Raw genomic sequence first — 22,526 nt, forward strand, 5'->3', positions numbered from 1 at the left:
CTTTTCCGGGCAGTGCATACTGCCAGACAGTAAGACGATAAAAGAAGAAAGGAGGAAGCATATGGCTGGTACAACAATTTCTGAATTAGGAAAAATGTTTAACCAAAGCACACAGTCTGTGCAGGGGACAGAAAGCAATACCCGGATCACCACTGGAAAAGTAGATTTTGGTTCTATGATGAAACAGTCCGGAAACCGTCAGACAGCATCTTATGCAGGGATTGACCACAACGAAACAGTAAAGACAGCAGCAAATGGCAGTAAGGACACTGTGAAAGCGGCAGATGATTATCAGAAGTATCAGTACAAGGATAATACGATCGCATCAGAGATAAAACAGGTCACATCTGAGGATGTTGTCAAAGAGCAGTTCGAACAGTTTACAGAAGATGTAAAAGAAGTTCTGAAAGAGGAGCTTGGCGTGTCCGATGAAGCGATTGAAGCAGCAATGCAGACCCTTGGCTTACAGTTCCAGGATCTGCTGAATCAGAATAATCTTGCAAATCTTGTGGCAGAACTTACCGGAGCAGATAGCGTACCACAGCTTTTGTGCAGTGAACAGTTTGTAAATGTACTGCAGAGTGTCAATGACATTGGAAAAGATATTTTAAATGCACTTGACATGAGTCTGGAAGAGTTTCAGAGCGCAGTTGCCAAAGTGATGGACGATAATGCCGGATCGTCAGATGCTGTTACCGGACAGGAAACAGAAGCATCTGTGGATGAGGCAGTTGTTACAGATCAGACAGCCACAGAGGATACCAGTGCATCAACACAGAAATTTGCGGTAGAGGATGGAAGACAGACAAAAGCAGCAGAAAATGCACCTGCGCAGGATACACAGTCTTCTGAGGTAACGGAAGATATTCCGGAACAGGAAACTGTACAGAATAGGATGACATCCGAAAATGCGGCAGAGGATTCCACAGATCAGAACAATTCTTCTGATACACCCGGCAGGTTCCGTTTTACAAATGAGACAGCCCATACTGCAGACGGGGCGGTTATCACACCACAGAGTCATGTGGTACAGGAATTTGCTAATGTTGAGACAGTAGAACCATTACCGCAGAGTGTAAATACACAGGATGTGATCGATCAGATCGTAGAGTCCGCAAGAGTGATCCTGACAGAAGATAAGACGAGCATGGAGTTACAGCTAAACCCGCAGAACCTCGGAAAGATCATTCTTAAGGTTACCGAGCAGGAAGGCGCAGTAACAGCAAAGATCATGACACAGAATGCAGTGGTAAAAGAGGCATTAGAAGCCCAGACCGTAGAACTCAGACAGAATTTAGAGCAGGCTGGTGTGAAAGTGGATGCTGTTGAAGTGACCGTTGCAAGCCATGAGTTTGAGAAAAACCTTGAGCAGAATGCAGAAGGTGAAAAACAGCAGGGCGAGCAGCAGGAAAAAGAAAAAGGCAGAACCCGCAGATTAAATCTGAATGATTTAAGTGAATTATCCGGCGTGATGTCGGAAGAAGAAACTCTGGCAGCCAAAATGATGGCAGAACAGGGAAACAGTGTAGATTACACTGCATAAGTTTTGAGAAAGGAGAGAGACAATGGCGTTAATTCAGCAGGTAAAAGATGGAAAATTTATAGATGAGACTACCGGTACAGGCAGTACATCAACAAAATCGTCCGAGAAAGATAAAAAGACCAACGAGCTTGGTTATGACCAGTTCTTACAGATTTTATGCGCAGAGATGCAGTATCAGGATCCGTTGGAACCGACAAGTAATACCGAGTATATTGCACAGCTTGCGACCTTCTCACAGTTGGAGTCACAGCTTAGTGTGCAGAGTACGATCGAGGCCTCTTCGGCAAATGATCTGGTTGGCAAGTATGTCATCATGAAAGTGACTTCATCTACAACAGGAGAGACAAGCTATATCGCAGGAACCTGTGATTATGTACTTCACAAAAACGGAGAAACATTTCTTTCTGTCAATGATGGACTTTACAACCTGAAGGATCTGGATACTGTTGCAGACGCAACTTATATGGAAGCAGTGACACTTGCAGAGACAATTAAATCCGCAATTTCATTACTGCCATCCAAAAATTCAATCTCGCTTGCAAACAAAGATGATATTGAGAGCATCCGTAAGATGTATGATGGACTGAACGATTACCAGAAGAAATTCGTTTCCAAAGATTCCTGGAAGAAGTTTGAAGAACTTGAGGCAAGATTAAAAGAACTGATCAAGGCAAACGAATCGTGCAGATGGATCTGACAAAACAGACAAATCTGACAAAGCGGAGGGAACAGACAAGACTGACAGCACAGGCAAGACGGACAGTACAGACAAAGCTGACAGCACAGGCAAGACGGACAGTACAGACAAAGCTGACAGTACAGACAAGACGGATAGCACAGACAAATCTGATAGTACAGACAAAACAGAAGAAACAGGAAGTGCAGGATCAGGAGATACAACCGATAACAGTTCAGACAGGACAGAGTAACAGGAGATGGGGTTATGAATAAAATTAATAACCAATTCACTTCGATTGAACAGATCACGGACCGTTATCTTGGTACTGGAAAAGGAAATTCCACAGTCAATGCATCGGGATTGTCCTTTGAGGAAATTTTAAAACAGAAACAGGATGTTTCTGAGAGCTTGGAACTGAAATTTTCAAACATGCCTCCATGAGACTGGAGAACAGAAAAATCAAATCTGTCAAAAGAACAGAGCGAACGGCTGGAGAGTGGAGTTCAAAAAAGCAAGTGAAAAGGGAATTCGGGAGTCACTCGTAATCGTTGATTCTCTGGCATTCATTGTAAATGTCCCAAACAAAACAGTTGTGACAGCAATGGACCGCACGGAATCCGATGACAACATTTATACCAATATTGATGGCGCAGTGATCATATAGCTGGACCTTAGGGGAGCAATCGGTTTCTGACTGACAGAAGAAACCAGACACCCTGCGCCAAAAGAACTTTAGGAGGTCATTTCATTATGATGAGATCAATGTACTCTGCTGTGTCAGGTTTAAAGACACATCAGACAAGAATGGACGTGATCGGTAATAATATCGCCAACGTCAACACAGTAGCTTTTAAATCTTCTTCCGTAACATTCAGTGATATCTTATATCAGACCACTTCGAATGCATCCGGAGCAAATGCAACAACCGGTACCGGCGGTGTCAATGCAAAGCAGATCGGTCTCGGTACAACTGCGGCAGCAACCAAAGTCAGCATCACTTCTGCAGGTGCGTCTGAGACAACCGGAAATCCATTTGATATCCGTCTGACTGATAAAAACTCGACGAACTTCTTTATTGTAAACAATGGTTCTGAGAACGTATTTACCCGTTCCGGTTCTTTCTACGTAGACGGTTCCGGTAACTTGTGTATGTCCTCAACAGGCTATACGGTTATGGGATGGCAGGTTGACGAGACAACAGGTGAGATCCGCAAGGACACTGTTTCGGCACTCCGTATCATGCAGGAGAAGAACCTGACTTCTGCACCGGAGGCAACCACACAGGCAACCATCGCCGGTGTGCTGGATGAGAATGATACAGATGTTAAAAATGATGCCGGCAGGGTAATGAACTTAAACTTCTACGATAACCTTGGTTATCAGTATACTGCGAAGTTTGCAATCAAGTCTACTGGAACAGATGGAAAATATACTGTTGAACTGACATCTGTTTTGGACAGCAATAATAAGAATATTATCGCAGATCTTAATAAACAGCAGATCGCACAGATTTTTGGTAATTATGATGCAAATGCAACACTTGGACAGTACAGCCTGTCAAAAGATTATAAATACAATGATGCAGATCAGACATATGAAGATTCAACTGGTAAAAAATTTAAGCCGTCAGCAACAGATTCTACGGTATTTGAGGAGCAGGGAAATCCGACAAATAAGGTAAGCATCACGGATATCTTTTCCGGTATCACAACAACCATTGCCAATAATGTCAAAAATAATACAAATAACTATCAGTTGGCTTTTGATGCGCAAACCGGGCATGCGACCCTGACGGGAGAGCAGACTTCTTACGATCTGGAATTTGATACGAGTTCAGGTAAGTTTAAGTCTATTGGTGGGGAAAATCCATCTGTAATGCTGAACATGGCAGCACTCTCTTCCGGTCTGATCAACACCAACGGAAACTTCCAGAATATCACCGTGGACTTCTCACAGTGCTTAAACTATGAGAACGGTGGTAAGTCCACGATCGGCGCAGATGCCGGAGCAGTGGACGGTACAACCGGAAAAGGACGTAAGCTTGGTGCCATGACAGGTATTTTCATTGATACAAGCGGACGTATCTACGGTACATATGACAATGGTAACACAGAGCTGCTAGGACAGATCGCAGTTGCACAGTTCTCTAACGCATCCGGTCTTGAGAAAGTCGGAGAGAGCTGCTACCGCACAACCTTAAACTCCGGTGAGTTCGATGGAATCGGTGTGGAGATTTCCGCAGACGGTTCTTCCATGACAACCGGCGAGCTGGAAATGTCGAACGTAGATCTTTCCTCAGAGTTTACATCCATGATCACGACACAGCGTGGATTCCAGGCAAACTCCCGTGTTATTACAACCTCCGATACATTATTAGAGGAACTTGTAAACTTAAAACGATAATATAAACTGAATGGAGGAATCTATAAAACGTTACAGATTCCTCCTTGAATAGAAATAGTATAAAAAAAGTAACGATTATTTAGTAAATATGTTCCATACTACAACAAGATATGGTATACTAAACGTTGTTTCATTGTTTTCATTGTCTGTTAACAATAAGGAAAGGATGAACACTATGATCGAAGTGACAAGATTAAATGGTACACAGATTTTGGTGAATGCGGATCTGATCGAACTTGTCGAAGAAACACCGGATACCGTGATCACTTTCACGACAGGACGAAAAATAATTGTAAAAGAAAGTAGACAACAGATAAAAAGTTTAGTAAAATCATATAAGCGGGAAATTATGGAAACTGGATTTGAAGCAGAAAATGAAAATTAAATTTTAAATATATTAACAAGGATGGCAGGTGGAAGATATGGATATCGCATCTTTAGCCGGTATAATACTCGGCGCAGTAATGTTTGTATTCGGTGTTTTCAGTAATGGTGGATTTGAAGCTTTGAAAAACATGGTTGATTCGGCGTCTATCATCATAACAGTCGGAGGTTCTATCTCCGGTGTACTGGCAGCACACAAGTTACCGGATTTCATTAACGGACTGAAGGGTATTACACTTACCTTCAAGGAAAAGGCAGAAGATCCGGCAGAGACGATCAAAAAGATCATTGATCTCTCTAATGTGGCAAGAAAAGAAGGATTGCTCGCATTAGAGGAAGCAGCCAATGATATTGAAGACGATTTTATGAAAAAGGGCGTAATGCTTGTTGTGGATGGTACGGATCCGGAACTGGTGCGTGGCATCATGGAGACAAGCCTGTCCTGTATGGAAGAAAGACATAAGAAAGTAATCGCATTCTGGGAGAAATGGGCAGAATTAGGTCCTGCATGGGGTATGATCGGTACGCTGATCGGTCTTATTAACATGCTTAAGAATCTGGAAGATGCATCGAGTATCGGACCGGCTATGTCGGTTGCCCTGGTCACTACATTATATGGTTCATTGATCGCCAACTGGCTTTGTAATCCAACTGCGTCAAAGCTTAAGGTGAATAATGAGAGAGAAGTTGCAATAAAAGAAATGATCGTGGAAGGATTGCTTTCCATTCAGGCAGGTGAAAATCCGCGTGTCATTGAAGAAAAGCTGAAATCATTCCTGACACCACAGGCAGCAGGAAGTCTCGGAGAAGGTGATGAAGCAGCCGGAGGTGAAGCATAGTGGCAAGAAAGAAGACAGAAGAAGCACCGGCAGGCGCTCCGGCATGGATGGCGACGTTTAGTGATCTTATGAATTTACTTCTTTGCTTTTTCGTTTTACTGTTTTCTATGTCAACAGTGGATGCTGAGAAGTTTGAGATGGTGATTGCATCTTTGCAGAGCAGCTTTAGTATTCTGCCGAGTGGTGGAGCTTCCATCGGAGATGGTGAGATGGTTTCTTCCGGCGTGAGCCAGTTACAGATGTATGACATCTATTATAATCAGATGGCAAATACGCAGACGACAGATGATACATCAGAAAGTTCAGATGTTGCGGAAGAGTATAAAGAAGAAGCGCTTGCCGAGTCAGAACAGATGGCAGAGCAGGTGCAGGATCTTGTAGCACAATATGGCATACAGGATCAGGTGGAAATCGATTTTAATGCGGAATATGTGCTGTTGAATTTAAATGGTGCAGTGCTGTTTGATTCCGGAAAATCTGAGATCAAGTCAGAAGCCTATCCTTTGATGGATAAGATTGGAAAGATTCTTCAGAGTTATCAGCAGAACATGATAGAGATAGAGGGACACACGGATAATATTCCGTTCACGCATTCTTCAAAATATGAAAATAACGATGTGCTGTCAATGTACAGGGCATTATATGTGGCAGATTATATGCGCAATATCACAACGATCGATCCGTCACATATCAAGTCATCCGGAAGAGGCGAATACGTTCCGATTGCAGATAATTCCACACCGGAGGGAAGGGCGCGCAACAGACGTGTTGAGATAAAGATATATAATTCATATTATTCCGAAATAAATTAATTAACAGAAGAAAGGCACAAACAATGAAAAAGAATCTGATGACAGTAATTATCCTTGCATTAGTTCTGGTGAATCTCGTTTTGACTGCAATTCTTGCGTTTACGATCATTCCTCAGACGAGAAAATCAAATCAGCTGATCGATAAGATCGCATCAGCAATTGATCTGGAGCTGGAAGATGGAAGCAGCAAAGATACCGCAGCAGTTCCGGTGGAAGATATTGAAGTTTATGATATTGAAGCCAGCTTTACCGTCAACTTAAGTCCAAGCGGTGATGGAAAAGACCATGTGGCTGTATTTTCTATCGGTTTGTCGCTGAATACAAAGAGTGACGGATACAAGAGCATAGGTACAGAAGGATTGAAAGCGAAGGAAACATTGATCAAAAATGATATCAACACGATTGTTTCCGGATATACAATGGAACAGTTCCGGGAGGACGAGCAGAGCGTTAAAGATGCTATCCTGGAAGATCTGCAGGAGATGTTCGGTTCTGACTTTATCGTTGGGGTAAGTTTCTCCAGTGTAAATACGCAGTAAATTAGAATGCTAGGTGGTGAAAGAGAATGGGTGAAGTCTTATCTCAAAATGAGATAGATAGTCTTCTGCAGGCATTGAGCAATGGAGAGCTTGATGCTGAGGACATGAAAGAAAAAGACGAAAAACAAGTGAAAAATTATGATTTTACCCGTCCGGCAAAGTTCTCAAAAGAGCATTTGCGTACGTTGGAAATCATTTTTGAACATTATGGAAGACTTCTTTCGACGAACTTACCTGTTTATTTGAGAAAAACAGTACAGGTGGAAGTGATGAATTCAGAGGCGGTTACCTATTCTGAATTCACGAATGCACTGTCAAATCCGGTTTTACTCGGATTGGTGAATGTATCGCCTTTGAGTGGCAGTATTATTATAGAACTTGCAGACAATCTGGGGTATGCAATTGTTGACCGAATGCTCGGTGGATTGGGAACTCCGTTAGATAAGCCAAGAGATTTCTCCGAGATTGAACTTTTGATTCTGGAGAGAATCTATAATGTATGTGTAAGTCTTTTGCCGGAGCCTTGGTCGAGTGTCTGTGAGATTTCACCGCGGCTTGAACGGATTGAGACAAACTCACAGTTTGCGCAGATTATTTCGCCGACCGAGATGATCGCACTTGTGACATTACATATCAAGATTGGCGATGTGGAAGGTCTTATGAATATCTGTCTTCCGTATCTGACATTGGAAAGTGTCATGGACAAGCTGAATACGAAGTTCTGGTATTCCAATCTTCAGGAACATGACGATAAGCAGTATACAGATGCGATCGAAGCTTTGATCTCAAAAGCGAAGATTCCTGTAAAAGCGGTTTTGGGAAACAGTACTATTTCCGTGGACGATTTTGTAAATCTTCAGGTTGGAGATATTATCCGGCTGGATTCGGGTGTGAATCAGGATCTGAATATTTTTGTCGGTAATATAAAAAAATTTACTGCTCTGCCGGGAGCTGTCGGCGATAATTATGCAGTAAGAGTTACATCAGTGGTAAGAGAGGAGCAGTAGTAATGGATGGTGTTTTGTCACAGGAAGAAATCAGTGCTTTGCTGAATAACCCGGATGATGCAAATAAAAATGATTTGCTGACAGATGCTGAGAAAGACGCGATTGGCGAAATTGGTAACATCAGCATGGGAACAGCGGCAACAACATTGTTTTCCCTTGTAAATCGTAAAGTAGATATTTCAACGCCGGTTGTATCTTTTGCAACATGGAGTGACATCTGTGATGCATATGAAAAACCGTGTGTATTTATCCGAATTGCATATACAGTTGGTTTGGATGGAAGTAATATTCTTGTTTTAAAAGAACATGATGTAAAAGTCATTACAGACCTGATGATGGGTGGTGATGGTACTAATACAGATGGAGAACTTGGAGAGTTACATTTAAGTGCAATCAGCGAAGCGATGAATCAGATGATGGGTTCCGCAGCGACCTCTCTTTCCTCTATGCTGAATAAGACCATCGATATCAGTCCGCCAGTTGCAGATCTTGTGGATCTTCATGATAATATTGATGAGGGATCAATCGCAGATTTTTTATCCGGTTCGTTTGTTAAGATTTCATTTAAGATGGAGATTGGAGATCTGGTAGACAGTGAGATCATGCAGTTGTATCCGGTTTCTTTTGCGAAGGAGATGTGCGCAAGCATTACAAAGAATATGGAAGCGGATACCAATTCCACATCGAACGAGGCAGAAAAAGCAGTGAGTGCACAGCCAGCTGCACCACAGCCTCAGATGGAACAGCCGATGGGAGGTCAGCAGGTTATGGGACAGCCAATGATGGGGCAGCCGATGATGGGACAGCCAATGATGGCACCGAATATGAATCAAATGTATGCACAGCCGGTAAATGTACAGCCGGCACAGTTTCAGGCTTTTAATCCAAGTATTGCACAGGTTGCAGGAGCAGAGAACATCGGATTGATCATGGATGTTCCACTTGAAGTGACAGTAGAACTTGGAAGAACAACAAAGTCGATCCATGAGATTTTGGATTTCGCACCTGGTACGATTATCGAGTTGAATCGAATTGCCGGTGAACCAATAGATATTCTGGTAAACGGAAAATACGTTGCCAAGGGTGAAGTCGTAGTAATTGAAGAAAGTTTTGGTGTGAGAATCACTGAAATTGTGAAATAAGATAGGAAAGAAGAGGAGAAACAAATAATATGGCTAAAGTAATGATTTGCGATGACGCAGCATTTATGAGAATGATGATTAAGGATATCTTAACAAAGAATGGTTATGAGATTGCTGCAGAGGCAGAAAACGGACAGAAAGCAGTAGAAAAATATCCAGAAGCAAAACCAGATCTTGTATTAATGGATATCACAATGCCTGAGATGGATGGTATTGAAGCATTAAAGAAGATCAAAGCATTAGATCCAGGAGCTAAAATTATTATGTGTTCTGCAATGGGACAGCAGGCTATGGTTATCGAAGCAATCCAGGCAGGAGCAAAAGACTTTATCGTCAAACCATTCCAGGCAGAGCGTGTTCTTGAAGCAGTAAAAAAAGTTGTAGGTTAATATGATATTACTCAGTTCTGCATTAGGCAGTTTTATCCAGCTGTTGGGCGTATTGATCATTTTTCTCTTTGTGCTGGCGATCACCTATTTCACAACAAAGTGGATCGGTAATTATCAGAAAACAAATTTTGCAAACAAAAATCTGCAGATTGTGGAATCAATACGTGTTGGAAATAATAAGTTTATTGCAATTGTAAAAGCAGGTGAGGTTTACCTTGTTGTAGCTGTTGGAAAAGATGATGTGACACTGCTCACACAGCTTACAGAAGAACAATTAAGCGAAGTACCGGATCTCTCTGCGGCACAAAACAGATTTCCGATGGATGGGAAGGCTGCACAGGAGAATTTCCGTGAGGTATTGAACCGGGTGAAGGAACATTTTCCTAAGAAATAGGTTTTGATTATGACAAGAGTGAAAAAGACATATTGTATGGTGTCACTAATTGTGGCAATGGTGGTACTTGTTCTGACGCTTTCATGGTCAGCGGGTGGAACAACTGTGTATGCAGCTTCCATGGATCCGGACAGTATCACAACATTTGATGGTGACAATTCAGAGGGTGGTGTCACCAGAGCAGCAGAAGACAGTACAAATGGATTGACAATTTCATACAACAATGATGGCGGATCATTGTCGGCACCGGTGAAGATGCTTTTGGTATTGACAATTTTATCACTGGCACCATCGATACTGATCATGCTGACTTCTTATACAAGAATTATCATTGTATTACATTTTCTGCGTACCGCAATTGGAACGCAGACCGCACCACCTAATCAGGTATTGATCGCGTTGGCTTTATTTTTGACATTTTTCATTATGTGGCCGACATTCCAGCAGATCAATACAGAGGCGATCCAGCCTCTTGACAAGGGTGAGATTACGACGGAAGAGGCATTTACCGTCGCACAGGGACCAATCAGGGAATTCATGTACGGTCAGACGCAGGAAAAAGATTTAAAGCTGTTTGTGGATATTTCAGATGAAACCTATGACAGTTATGATGATGTTCCGATGACGACTCTGATCCCGGCATTTATCTTAAGTGAATTGAGAGCTGCATTTATTATCGGTTTCGTGATTTATATTCCGTTTATCGTAATTGATATGGTCGTAGCATCCGTGCTGATGTCCATGGGTATGATGATGCTGCCTCCGACAACGATCTCCCTGCCATTTAAAATATTGCTTTTTATTCTGGCAGACGGATGGGATTTAGTGATCGGAAGCCTTGTAAAAACGTTTTATTAGTGGAATCTGAGGTGATGAGATATGATAACAGAGGGACAGGTTCTTGATATCGCAAAAGATGCAATTTATTATATTATTATCTGTAGTGCCCCGGTTTTGATAATTTCGCTGGTGGTTGGTTTGATTATCAGTATTTTTCAGACAGTCACTTCGATTCAGGAGCAGACACTTACATTTGTACCAAAGATTGTGGCAGTATTTATTGGATTGATGGTATGTGGTTCGTGGATTCTGAATCAGCTGTCGGAATTTGTGACGACCTTATGGTCGAACTTCAGTATTTATCTTGGATAGGTTTGACATATGGTGCAGTATTCATTTTCATTGGAAAATTTTGAAATTTTTATCTTAATACTTGTTCGCGTATCCTGCTTTGTATACATTGCACCTTTTTATGGGATGTCGAATGTGCCGAATCAGGTGAAGATAGGGCTTTCTGCGATGATCGCACTTCTGGTGTCTGGGTTTGCAGATGTTTCACAGGTTGAATATACCGGGCTTATAGGATATGCAGTCATTGTTTTGAAAGAGGGAATTACAGGGTTGCTGATCGGACTTGCTGCAAACGTTTGTAATTCCATTATTTTATTTGCGGGTAATATCATTGATATGGATATCGGTCTGTCAATGGCAACCGAATTTGATCCGATCAACAACGCGCAGGTAACATTAACTGGAAATCTGTATAATTATTTTATACTGATGCTGCTTGTGGTAACCGACATGCATCATTATATATTACGGGCCTTTGTGGATGCATTTACAGTCATACCGGTCAATGGACAGGTGTTTGACTGGGAGCATCTGATGAGATCCATGACAACTTATATGGGAGACATGTTTGTGATAGCATTTCGTATCATTTTGCCGGTATTTGCATGTATCATGATCTTAAACTGTATCCTTGGTATCATGGCGAAGGTTTCACCGCAGATGAATATGTTTGCGGTAGGTATGCAGATGAAGATTATGGTTGGATTTGTTGTACTTTTTCTGACCGTATCATTGCTGCCAAGTGTGGCAAATTTCATTTTTACGGAAATGAAAAAATTGATGGTACTTTTTATAGAAGGAATGTATTGACTTGGAACAGCAGAAACAGTTACATTTGATCATGGAATGGGATCTTCAGTGGTTTGCAAAGGACGGACCCGGTGGTGAAAAAACAGAACCGGCGACAGCAAAGAAACTGAGGGAGGCAAGAGAGGATGGCAAAGTCGTAAAAAGTAAAGAACTTACGGCGGCATTTGACCTGATCATTTTATTTCTTGTCCTGAAAATTTTTGTTTCATTTGTGGGTAACAGACTCATGAATAGTTTTGTGGATATCTACGGCAGGATACCGGATATTGTAAGGGAGAATGCCGTTGATGTGACGGAAAAGTCAGTCGCAGCGCTTATGTCCGATGCACTGATACAGATTCTGATCGTCTGTGTTCCCTTTTTTGCATTTGGATTTGTTGTGACGGCGCTGATCAGTGTGATCCAGGTTGGGTGGAAAGTGACAGGGAAACCGTTGCAGCCCAAATTCGATAAATTTAATCCAATCAATGGATTTAAAAGAATTTTTTCAAAAGATTCTATTTTTGAACTGGTCAAATCTATTCTTAAAATTTTTGTTATCGTCTATGTGGCATATACCTCGATCAGAGGTCATGCACAGGACATTTTTATCCTATATGAGATCCCACTGATGCAGGCGATCATGCTTTGCGGAACGGTGATCATCAATGCTGGTCTGAAAATCAGTCTCGTCTATTTAGTGATCGGTCTGGCAGATTTTATTTATCAGAAGTATCGTTTTAATGAAGATATGAAGATGACCAAACAGGAAGTGAAGGACGAGTTTAAAAATACAGAGGGTAATCCGGAAATCAAAGGCAGACAGAGACAGCGTATGCGTGAGGCTTCCAGAAGACGTATGATGCAGGATGTTCCAAAAGCGGACGTTGTCATCACGAACCCGACTCACTTTGCAGTTGCGATCAAGTATGATGCTGAGACATCAAAGGCACCGGTTGTTCTTGCAAAGGGAGAAGATTATCTGGCACAGAAAATCAAAGAGGCTGCCAGAGAACATCATATTGAGATTGTGGAAAACAAACCACTTGCGCGGATGCTGTATGCAAACGTGGATATCGGACAGGAAATTCCACCGGAACTGTATCAGGCAGTTGCCGAGATCCTCGCAATGGTTTACAATATGAGAGAAAAATAATTTGAGAGTGACTAAGGAGGAAAAGGCATGAAAAAAGCGGACATTGGCGTAGCGTTATATTTACTTGCGGCCGTTATTTTTTTCATTGTTCCAATCAGTTCCACCTTGTTGGATGTGATGATCGCGATCAATATTTCTATCGCGTTAATTATACTGTTTAATACATTATTCGTGAAGGAAGTACTGGATATGTCTTTCTTCCCGACTCTTTTACTGTTCACGACTATTTTTAGAATTTCACTGAACGTGTCGTCTACCAGACTGATCCTTTCAACAGGAGCACCTGGTAATGTTGTCACAACGTTTGGCCAGTTCGTAGGTGGCGGTGATCTTGTCATTGGTGCAATCATATTCATTGTACTCATTATTATCCAGTTTGTAGTTATTAATAAAGGTTCTGAGCGAGTTGCAGAGGTAACAGCACGTTTCACACTGGATGCAATGCCGGGTAAACAGATGGCGATCGACGCTGACTTAAACACCGGAGCGATCACAGAGAAGGAAGCAAGGGAGCGCAGAAATAAGATTCAGGAAGAATCCGCTTTCTTTGGTTCCATGGATGGTGCTACAAAGTATGTTAAGGGAGATGCAACGGCAGGTCTTATCATTACATTTATCAACCTGATCGGTGGTACGGTCATGGGCGTGATGAGTCAGGGATTAAGCTTTGCAGAAGCGATCCAGCAATATGGTATCCTCACCATCGGTGACGGACTTTGTTCCCAGATCCCATCGCTTCTGATTTCTCTGTCAACCGGTATTCTGGTAACGAAAGCTTCCAAGGAAGCAGATTTTGGAACTGTTCTGGTAAGCCAGCTTTTTGGCATTCCGAAGGTGCTTTATCTGGTTGGTGCAACGCTTGCATTTTTGGGAATCACGACACCTTTGACATGGTATCTCTTTGTCGGTCTTGGTCTTGTGTTCATCATTTCCGGACGTATGATGGATAAACAGATCCGTGTGGAGAGCATTGAGGAGGAAGTGAGTGAGGCAGAGACGGAGGCAGAGGAGATACGCAAACCGGAAAATGTTGTTTCACTGCTCCAGGTAGATCCGATCGAACTGGAGTTTGGATATGGTATTATTCCATTGGCAGATGTCAATCAGGGTGGCGACCTTCTTGACCGTGTTGTCATGATCCGTAGACAGATCGCCTTGGAACTTGGTACGGTTGTGCCGATCATCCGTCTGCGTGATAATATCCAGCTGAATCCGAACCAGTATATTATTAAGATCAAGGGTATCCAGGTGACAGAGGGAGAGATCCTTTTTGACCATTATATGGCGATGAATCCAGGGTATGTAGAGGAAGAGATCACTGGTATTCCGACCTTTGAGCCATCCTTCCATCTGCCTGCGATCTGGATCACAGAGAGCCAGAGGGAGAGAGCGGAAAGCCTTGGATATACCGTTGTCGATCCGCCATCCATTATTGCTACACACCTGACAGAGGTGATCCGGAACCATATTGCGGAGCTTTTGACAAGGCAGGATGTACAGAATCTGGTCAACAATCTGAAAGAGAGCAATCCGGTTCTTGTGGACGAACTCATACCAAAATTGCTTGGTCTTGGTGAAGTACAGAAAGTATTACAGAATTTATTGAGCGAGGGAATTTCCATCCGAGATCTTTTGACTATTTTTGAAACACTTGCAGATCATGCCGCTGTGACAAGAGACACGGATGTCCTGACAGAATATGTCCGCCAGAGTCTGAAGAGGGCAATCTCAAATAAATTCTTCCCGGCAAACGAGACAACCAGTGTAATCACTTTAGATCCGAAGATCGAGCAGGAGATTATGTCGTCAGTCAAACAGACAGAGCAGGGAGCGTATTTAACCTTAGACCCTGAACGCACCAAGGCCATTATGGCATCTTTGGAGCAGGAGGCTGCAAAGCTTGAAAATATGGGAAAAACTCCGATCGTTATCACTTCACCGATTGTCCGTATGTATTTTAAGAAACTGACAGAAGATTATTTCAAAGATCTGATCGTTGTTTCATACAATGAAGTGGAATCGAATATTGAATTACAATCAGTAGGGATGGTGACAGCATAAATGACAATAAAAAAATTCCAGGGAAAAACACAGGAAGAGGCAACAGAGAAGGCAAGACAGGAGCTTGGAGCCGGAGCTGTTGTGATGAATGTAAAAGAAATCAAACCAAAGGGGCTTTTTAATTTTTTTAAGGGCTCTACCTTTGAAGTCACTGCAGCGATCGAGGAAAAGGAGCAGTTTTTAAATGCTGTCCAGATGGCAGCAATGCAGCAGAAAAAGATTGAAAATATTAATCTTGCCGCAGATGAGAAGATCAGTATTCCGCTTCCGGCAGAAAAAACTGTTGAGCCAGCGCCTTCCTATCAGCGTCCGGTAACACCAGAAAAAGAAGTTGTGGTGAATAAGAGCGAAAGTGATATTGAAAAGAAATTGGAAAACCTTTCCAATATTTTGGAAAAAAAGCTCAGTGAAGATGGAGCAAGGGAGGCAGAAATGCCGGTGACTCCTAAGGCATCTCCAAAAAATCTTGAAAATTTCAAGTTTATGAAGATGCTCTACCGTACCATGCTGAACAATGATGTAAATGAAAAGTATGTCAATCAGATTCTCGATGAAGCTGAGAAGGTTACAAACAGCGGAAGCAATGTTGATATTATTCTTTCCAATGTTTACCAGAAGATGATCTTAAAACTTGGAGAGCCAAATTGCATTGACTTGTCAGGAAAGAAGCCGCATGTTATATTTTTTGTAGGACCTACAGGAGTAGGCAAAACAACCACGATCGCCAAGATCGCAGCAAAGTACAAGGTGGAGCATGACAAAAAGGTTGCTATGCTGACAGCAGATACTTACCGGATCGCAGCGGCAGAACAGTTAAAGATTTACGCCAATATTTTAGATGCACCGGTGAAGATCATTTACTCTGCGGAAGAACTCAATCAGTCTTTGGAGACACTGGCTGAATACGACCTTGTATTTGTGGATACTGCAGGTTTTTCCCATAAGAATGAGGAACAGCGTGAAGATATTAAGAAACTGGTCAATGGTCTTGACCTAAAATATGAAAAGGAAGTTTACCTTGTTTTAAGTGCTACAACGAAGTATAAGGATCTTATGGAGATTGTTGACATTTATAGGGAAATTGCAGAATATAAGATTATTTTTACAAAATTAGATGAAACCACTTCATTTGGCAATATATTAAATATCCGCTTATATTCAGGGGCAGATCTGTCTTATATGACAAATGGACAGAGCGTTCCGGATGATCTGGAAGTATTTAATACCCAGATGGTGGTAAAACAACTGCTTGGAGGAAAGTAACAGATGGATCAGGCAGAAGAACTGCGCAATGTGATCAAAAAACAGAATCAGAGAACAAAGAAGCCCGCCAGGATCATCACTGTCACAAGTGGAAAGGGCGGTGTGGGAAAATCCAACATTGCCGTAAATCTTGCAGTCCAGTTTCAGCGGATGGGGTTGAAAACGATCATTTTTGATGCAGATATCGGACTTGCAAACGTGGAAGTGATGTTTGGAACAATTCCCCAGTATAGCCTGAACGATCTGATCTATCATGACAAAGAAATCGAGGACATCATTACGGATGGACCGGAGGGGGTTGGCTTTATTTCCGGCGGCTCCGGTATTATGGGACTGAGTAATCTGACACTGGATCAGATCAGTTATCTGGTAAAGTCAGTGGAAAAGCTTTCTGTGATCGCAGATATTGTGATCGTTGATACAGGCGCAGGAATTTCAGACAGTGTCATGGAGTTTGTGGCGTCAAGTCCTGAGATTTTACTGGTGACTACACCGGAACCAAGCTCACTTACGGATGCATATTCGCTATTGAAGATGCTTTACCGCAATCCGAAATACGATAAGAATGAATCGGTGATCCATGTACTGACGAACCGTGTTGCTTCCTTTGGTGAGGGAAAGATGGTTTTTGACAAACTGGAATCGGTTGTAAAACAGTTTCTGGATGGCTCTGTCCATTATATTGGGATCATCCCACAGGATGCGATGTTAGAGAAAGCGGTGCGGATACAAAAACCGGTTTCCATCGTGTCGCCGAATGCAAGGTCTTCAAAACGGTTTGAGGAACTGGCACAGTATTTAGTGTCTGGCGGAAAGCAGGATTCTTCGGAACAAAATGCTTTCAGACAATTTCTGACAAAATTATTTAACCTTTCATAAGGAGAGGAGCTATATGGCATTTACAGATTTGATAAAGCCTGGTGACAAGATCGATATCAGGTTATTACAACAGGTTGAAAATGAGGAGCGGACTGGCGATACGGTTAAAGTTTACAAGAGCCAGGTTCTTGATATAAATAAGCGTGGCAATCTTGAGATTTCAATGCCTACAGAGGGAACAAAACTGATTCTTCTTCCTCTGGATGTACGTTTGGAATTTGTTTTTTATTCCGGAGGATTCTTATATAAAAGTATCGGACAGATCGTAGAGCGCTTCAAGCGGGATAATATTTATACACTGGAAGTAGAACTTAAAACACGTCTGGAAAAGTTCCAGCGCAGGGAATTTTACCGATATGAGTGTTCCATTGATTTTAAGTTTTTCGAACTGACGGAAGAGCAGGCAGATCTTGCAACAGTGGAAGAGATTTTTGCCCAATTGCGCGATGAACATTTTAATGACAAGATACGGACAGGTACGATCGTTGACATCAGCGGTGGAGGCATCCGCTTTAATTCAGATACGGAGTTAAAGAGTGGAGATCATATCCTTGCGGTAGCACATCTCGCAAATGAAAGAATGAATCAGGAATTCCATATTGTTGGTTCTGTTATTTCCTGCGAGAAGAAGGAACAGGTAACGGAAAAGAAATATGTTTCCCGTGTCAAGTTTATGATCAAAGACGACAGAGTACGAGAGGATATTATCCGATATATTTTTGAAGAGGAACGATTAACACGTCAAAAGGATAAAAGGTAATGATTATGAAAAAAAATATTCTTGTTGTTGATGATTCTGCACTCATGAGAAGGGTTATATGTGATATAATCAATTCCGATGATACATTTCAGGTAACAGATGTGTGCCGCGATGGGCTGGAAGCATACGAAAAGCTGAAGGTCAACCGTTATGATGGCGTGATCCTTGATGTCAATATGCCAAGGATGGGCGGTCTGGAACTTTTAGAGCGCCTGCAGAAAGAACGCATTAAGACAAATGTGATCATGGTCAGTACCATGACAACACGGGATGCGGATGTGACGATCCTTGCGATGGAGCGTGGAGCAGTTGATTTTGTGACAAAACCAACAAATATCATTGAGGCAAAAGGGGATGCGTTCCGGAAAGAAATCTTAGGTATTTTAAATGCCGTTTTAAAGACAGAACGGATCAGCCTTACAGAACGCAGACCTGCAGTGGCAGCTGTCAGTGCTGTTCAGAAACGCAATGCATCGGCAGAAACAAGGTTTAAGAATAAAATTGTTGCACTTGCATGTTCTACCGGTGGACCAAAAGCTTTGCAGAGTGTCATTCCTTATCTGCCGGCCAATCTGGATGCCCCAATGGTTCTTGTGCAGCATATGCCTGCCGGATTTACGAATTCCATGGCAAACCGTCTGGATGAGATCAGTAAGATCAATGTAAAGGAAGCCGAGAATGGAGAAATCCTGAAAAAAGGAACTGTTTACATTGCGCCGGGCGGAAAACACATGGAAGTAAAGAAGTGTCCGGATGGCTCACATAAGATCGTATATAACGATATGCCACCGATCGGCGGATTGAAACCATGCGCAAATATCACATATGATTCTTTGAGGACATGTGGATATGATCAGGTAGTGTGCGTTGTGCTTACAGGAATGGGTGCTGATGGAACCAATGGAATCCTGGAATTATCAAAAGTAAAACCAATTTATACGATTGCACAGGATGCGAAGACATGTGTTGTCTATGGCATGCCGAAAGCAATTGCGGAGACGGGACTTGTAAATGAAGTCGTTCCGCTGACAGAAGTAGCAAATTCAATCACAAAGAATGTGGGGGTAAATTAACATGGATGTAAGCCAGTATCTGGAAATATTTATTGATGAATCAGAAGAACATCTGCAGACATTAAGCGATTGTATCATGGTCCTTGAAAAAGAACCGGACAATAAAGATACGATCAATGAAGTGTTCCGTGCGGCACACTCTTTAAAGGGTATGGCAGGTACCATGGGATTTAAGAGAATGCAGCATCTGACACATGATATGGAAAATGTGTTTCAGGAAGTGCGGAGCGATCACATAAAAGTCACAAGTGGGATGATCGATCTCTTGTTCAAATGTCTGGATGCACTTGAAGGTTATGTTGACAATATTAAGAGTACCTCCGATGAGGGAACAGAAGATAACGAAGTTATCATCAAAGAATTAAATGATTTTATTGCAAAAACAGAGGGTGCGGAAGAAACAGGGAATACTGAGACTTCTGAAGCAAAAGAAGCAGCACCTGAATCCACTCAGGAAGAAAAAGCAGGACAGGAAAAAATCGAACTGACAAATGACGAGAAGAAGGCAATCCGTGAAGCGGAGTCAAATGGACAGCATATTTACGTCATGACAGTTCATATCCAGAAAGACTGTCTTTTGAAGGCAGCCCGTGCATTCCTTGTATTTAAGGCTGTGGAAGATTTTGGACAGATTCTGGTATACCGTCCAAGCTCACAGGATATCGAAGACGAGAAGTTTGAGTTTGAGTTCAGCTTTTTCCTTGCCTCGGAAGAATCTGAGGACAAGATCGTAGCAGTAGCAAAGGCTGTTTCTGAGATTGAAAAAGTAGATGCGGAAGAGATCCATCTTGATGAATATGTAAAAGAGGCAGAAGCACAGGAAGAACAGCAGGCAAAAGAAGCGACAGCGGAACAGAAGGAAGCACCTGCAGAAGCTCCAAAGGCGGCTGAGAAGAAGGCACCGGCTGCAAATGCCAAGAAACAGACCAATGCAAAACCGGTAACCGGAAGAACTGTCCGTGTAGATATTGAAAAACTGGATGCTTTGATGAATCAGGTGTCAGAGCTTATTATTGCAAAGAACAGTCTGGTCTCCATCAGCTCTAACGAGAGTGGTGAGTATCAGAATCAGTCGTTCCATGAACAGATTGAATACTTAGAGCGTATCACAACGAATCTTCATGAGTCTGTTATGAAAGTCCGGATGGTACCTATCGAGAGCGTTGTAAATAAGTTCCCTCGTATGATCCGTGATCTTTCCCGTAAGTTAGGAAAGAAAATGGAGCTGTATATGACTGGTGAAGATACAGAGTTAGACAGAACTGTAGTCGATCAGATCGGTGATCCATTACAGCACTTACTCCGTAACTCAGCAGATCATGGTCTGGAAGACAATGCAACCCGTGTAGAGAGAGGAAAACCGGAAGTTGGTTCTATCTTCCTAAAAGCTTTTCAGGAAGGCAATAACGTTATCATTGAAGTGGGAGATGATGGTAATGGTATTGATGTTGCAGCGGTAAGGGACAAAGCTGTTGAACGCGGTGTCATTACAGCAGAACAGGCGGAGAATATGAGCCAGAAAGAGATCATCAATATCTTATTCCTTCCAAGTTTCTCTATGGCAAAGAAGATTACTGACATCTCCGGACGTGGTGTTGGTCTTGATGTTGTAAAATCTAACATCGAAGCACTTGGTGGTGACGTTGAAGTCCGCACACAGCTTGGAGAAGGAACAACTTTCATTGTCCGTCTGCCGCTGACACTTGCAATCATCCAGGCATTAATGGTTGAGATCCGTGATGAAAAATATGCGATCGCACTTGGATCCATTTCAAATATTGAAAGTATCCCGGTAAATGAGATCAAATATGTTCAGGCTCAGGAGGTGATCCATCTCCGTGGTGCCGTTATCCCACTGATCCGTCTTGATCAGGTACTGGATATGGAAGAAAAACAGGAAGAACCGGAGAATCTTACGGTTGTTATCGTTAAGAAAGGCGACAGCCTCGCAGGTCTTGTTGTAGATAATCTGATCGGACAGCAGGAGATCGTTATCAAATCTCTTGGAAAGTATATCAACAACAATAAGATTATCAGTGGCGCAACCATTCTTGGCGATGGTGAAGTTGCATTAATCCTTGACGTTAATACATTGATGTAATGGAGGAGACGAATATGGAGAAAAATATAGATATCGCTGAAAATGATGCAAAACAGTATATTGTTGTAAAAATCGGCAGCGAACAGTACGGAATTGATATCAGCTATATTGACAATATTGTGCGTATGCAGAAAATCACACGTGTTCCAAAGATTCAGACATACTTTAAAGGGGTCATCAATCTTCGTGGGGAGATCGTGCCTGTTATGAGTGTGCGTAAAAAAAATGAATCTGGATGATGATGTCATCACAAATGCCAGCAGGATCATTATTTTAAAGCTTGAGGAAAAAGGAACGATCGGAATCATTGTAGATGAAGTAAAAGAGGTTGTTACTTTATGCACCGATGAGATTGATAAGACAAGCGGAAGCAAGGACGGAAAAGCCATGTTTATCAATGGTGTTGGCAAACATGGGGACGAACTGATATCTTTATTTGAGATCAGTTCGATTGTAGAAGAAAAAGAAAATGCGTAATTCCATAAAGTGAGACCTTTCTTACAAGGTCTCACTGTGTTTATTATGCAGAAACAGATGGAGAAAATAAATGACAAAGTATACGTTGGATGAAGTTAATGATATGTACGTGGACGTGCTCAAGGAGATCGGAAATGTCGGCTCCGGTAACGCAGCGACCGCAATCGCAAATATGGTCGGCACCCGCATTGACATGAAAGTCCCAAATGTAAAATTGATGGACGTAGGAAAATTAGGAAGTGCGATCGGACCGGAAGAAGAGACGGTGATCGGTATTTTTCTTGAGGTATCGCATGATATTGATGGAAGCATGATGTTCCTGCTGGATTTAGAATCCGGACATTATCTTGCGGATAAGCTTTTAATGAAGGAAAATGTGGTTCATGAGCAGATGGAAGTTTTTGATGAAATGGAACTTTCAGCATTGAAAGAGGTGGGGAATATTATTACAGCGTCCTACCTTTCAGCACTGGCTTCCATGACAAATTTAACGATTTTACCATCTGTTCCGTATATCTGTGTCGATATGGCGGCTGCTATTCTAAGTGTTCCGGCCATTGAGTTTGGTCTGGTTGGTGACCGGGCATTATTGATCGAGACAGAGATCTGTGCAGATGTAGCGATCAGAGGCTATTTTATTCTGATGCCGGAACAGGAATCTTATTACAAAATATTATCAGCACTTGGGTTGTCACTGTAAGGAGT

Annotated in this window: 23 protein-coding genes and 2 pseudogenes; all 25 read left to right on the forward strand. The window is 42.2% G+C overall.

Annotation, left to right across the window (positions count from 1 at the left end; genetic code table 11):
• The first annotated feature begins 61 nt into the window (after positions 1–61).
• The 25 genes and pseudogenes from ROSEINA2194_RS04165 to ROSEINA2194_RS04285 all read left to right on the forward strand — a co-directional run bounded on the left by ROSEINA2194_RS04165 (position 62) and on the right by ROSEINA2194_RS04285 (position 22,521).
• Positions 62–1,543 (forward strand): flagellar hook-length control protein FliK, encoded by a 1,482-nt coding sequence (locus ROSEINA2194_RS04165; RefSeq protein WP_007883777.1) that lies wholly within the window; start codon positions 62–64, stop codon positions 1,541–1,543.
• 22 nt (positions 1,544–1,565) lie between these two features.
• Positions 1,566–2,240 carry a flagellar hook assembly protein FlgD gene (locus ROSEINA2194_RS04170; protein ID WP_007883779.1) on the forward strand — a complete coding sequence of 225 codons (675 nt, stop codon included), beginning with the start codon at positions 1,566–1,568 and terminating at the stop codon, positions 2,238–2,240.
• Positions 2,231–2,494: a hypothetical protein gene (locus tag ROSEINA2194_RS21745; protein ID WP_007883781.1), complete on the forward strand. Its 264-nt coding sequence runs from the start codon at positions 2,231–2,233 to the stop codon at positions 2,492–2,494. Before ROSEINA2194_RS04170 ends, ROSEINA2194_RS21745 begins: the two co-directional genes overlap by 10 nt.
• Positions 2,487–2,886: pseudogene (locus ROSEINA2194_RS23455) on the forward strand (TIGR02530 family flagellar biosynthesis protein). Before ROSEINA2194_RS21745 ends, ROSEINA2194_RS23455 begins: the two are co-directional and overlap by 8 nt.
• Positions 2,887–2,972: 86 nt before the next feature.
• Entirely contained in the window at positions 2,973–4,625 is a 1,653-nt protein-coding gene (locus tag ROSEINA2194_RS04185) for a flagellar hook protein FlgE (protein WP_007883784.1), read from the forward strand.
• Between the two features lie 175 nt (positions 4,626–4,800).
• Positions 4,801–5,010, forward strand: a complete 210-nt coding sequence (locus tag ROSEINA2194_RS04190) for a flagellar FlbD family protein (RefSeq protein WP_021923924.1) — start codon at positions 4,801–4,803, stop codon at positions 5,008–5,010.
• Between the two features lie 37 nt (positions 5,011–5,047).
• Positions 5,048–5,848, forward strand: a complete 801-nt coding sequence (locus ROSEINA2194_RS04195) for a motility protein A (protein ID WP_007883789.1) — start codon at positions 5,048–5,050, stop codon at positions 5,846–5,848.
• Complete coding sequence (locus tag ROSEINA2194_RS04200; protein WP_007883791.1) at positions 5,848–6,660, forward strand: OmpA/MotB family protein; 813 nt, start codon at positions 5,848–5,850, stop codon at positions 6,658–6,660. Before ROSEINA2194_RS04195 ends, ROSEINA2194_RS04200 begins: the two co-directional genes overlap by 1 nt.
• A gap of 23 nt (positions 6,661–6,683) precedes the next feature.
• Positions 6,684–7,199 (forward strand): flagellar basal body-associated FliL family protein, encoded by a 516-nt coding sequence (locus tag ROSEINA2194_RS04205; protein ID WP_007883793.1) that lies wholly within the window; start codon positions 6,684–6,686, stop codon positions 7,197–7,199.
• A gap of 26 nt (positions 7,200–7,225) precedes the next feature.
• Complete coding sequence (gene fliM / locus ROSEINA2194_RS04210; RefSeq protein ID WP_007883795.1) at positions 7,226–8,206, forward strand: flagellar motor switch protein FliM; 981 nt, start codon at positions 7,226–7,228, stop codon at positions 8,204–8,206.
• 2 nt (positions 8,207–8,208) lie between these two features.
• Entirely contained in the window at positions 8,209–9,348 is a 1,140-nt protein-coding gene (gene fliY / locus ROSEINA2194_RS04215) for a flagellar motor switch phosphatase FliY (protein WP_007883799.1), read from the forward strand.
• A 29-nt stretch (positions 9,349–9,377) separates the two neighbouring features.
• The gene (locus ROSEINA2194_RS04220; protein WP_007883800.1) at positions 9,378–9,737 is read left to right on the forward strand and encodes a response regulator; all 360 of its coding nucleotides are present in this window, start codon (positions 9,378–9,380) and stop codon (positions 9,735–9,737) included.
• Position 9,738: 1 nt separating this feature from the next.
• Positions 9,739–10,131, forward strand: coding sequence for a flagellar biosynthetic protein FliO (locus ROSEINA2194_RS04225; RefSeq protein ID WP_007883801.1), 393 nt, complete (start codon positions 9,739–9,741; stop codon positions 10,129–10,131).
• 9 nt (positions 10,132–10,140) lie between these two features.
• Positions 10,141–10,989, forward strand: a complete 849-nt coding sequence (gene fliP, locus ROSEINA2194_RS04230; RefSeq protein ID WP_044927179.1) for a flagellar type III secretion system pore protein FliP — start codon at positions 10,141–10,143, stop codon at positions 10,987–10,989.
• Between the two features lie 21 nt (positions 10,990–11,010).
• Positions 11,011–11,283 (forward strand): flagellar biosynthesis protein FliQ, encoded by a 273-nt coding sequence (fliQ, locus tag ROSEINA2194_RS04235; protein WP_007883804.1) that lies wholly within the window; start codon positions 11,011–11,013, stop codon positions 11,281–11,283.
• Between the two features lie 9 nt (positions 11,284–11,292).
• Positions 11,293–12,072 carry a flagellar biosynthetic protein FliR gene (gene fliR, locus ROSEINA2194_RS04240; protein WP_007883805.1) on the forward strand — a complete coding sequence of 260 codons (780 nt, stop codon included), beginning with the start codon at positions 11,293–11,295 and terminating at the stop codon, positions 12,070–12,072.
• A gap of 31 nt (positions 12,073–12,103) precedes the next feature.
• Positions 12,104–13,207, forward strand: coding sequence for a flagellar biosynthesis protein FlhB (gene flhB / locus ROSEINA2194_RS04245; RefSeq protein WP_007883806.1), 1,104 nt, complete (start codon positions 12,104–12,106; stop codon positions 13,205–13,207).
• A 27-nt stretch (positions 13,208–13,234) separates the two neighbouring features.
• The gene (gene flhA / locus ROSEINA2194_RS04250) at positions 13,235–15,268 is read left to right on the forward strand and encodes a flagellar biosynthesis protein FlhA (RefSeq protein ID WP_007883807.1); all 2,034 of its coding nucleotides are present in this window, start codon (positions 13,235–13,237) and stop codon (positions 15,266–15,268) included.
• Positions 15,269–16,531, forward strand: a complete 1,263-nt coding sequence (flhF, locus tag ROSEINA2194_RS04255) for a flagellar biosynthesis GTPase FlhF (protein WP_007883808.1) — start codon at positions 15,269–15,271, stop codon at positions 16,529–16,531.
• 3 nt (positions 16,532–16,534) lie between these two features.
• Positions 16,535–17,410 (forward strand): MinD/ParA family protein, encoded by an 876-nt coding sequence (locus ROSEINA2194_RS04260; protein WP_007883810.1) that lies wholly within the window; start codon positions 16,535–16,537, stop codon positions 17,408–17,410.
• Positions 17,411–17,423: 13 nt separating this feature from the next.
• A complete protein-coding gene (locus tag ROSEINA2194_RS04265; protein WP_007883812.1) occupies positions 17,424–18,170 on the forward strand; it encodes a flagellar brake protein in 747 nt (248 codons plus the stop codon).
• 5 nt (positions 18,171–18,175) lie between these two features.
• Entirely contained in the window at positions 18,176–19,243 is a 1,068-nt protein-coding gene (locus tag ROSEINA2194_RS04270) for a protein-glutamate methylesterase/protein-glutamine glutaminase (protein ID WP_044927188.1), read from the forward strand.
• A gap of 1 nt (position 19,244) precedes the next feature.
• Entirely contained in the window at positions 19,245–21,344 is a 2,100-nt protein-coding gene (locus ROSEINA2194_RS04275) for a chemotaxis protein CheA (RefSeq protein ID WP_007883815.1), read from the forward strand.
• Between the two features lie 14 nt (positions 21,345–21,358).
• A pseudogene (locus ROSEINA2194_RS23460) lies at positions 21,359–21,821 on the forward strand (chemotaxis protein CheW).
• Positions 21,822–21,891: 70 nt separating this feature from the next.
• Complete coding sequence (locus ROSEINA2194_RS04285) at positions 21,892–22,521, forward strand: chemotaxis protein CheC (RefSeq protein WP_007883818.1); 630 nt, start codon at positions 21,892–21,894, stop codon at positions 22,519–22,521.
• Positions 22,522–22,526 lie beyond the last annotated feature (5 nt).

The sequence above is a fragment of the Roseburia inulinivorans DSM 16841 genome (genome assembly GCF_000174195.1).
Lineage (GTDB): Bacteria > Bacillota > Clostridia > Lachnospirales > Lachnospiraceae > Roseburia > Roseburia inulinivorans.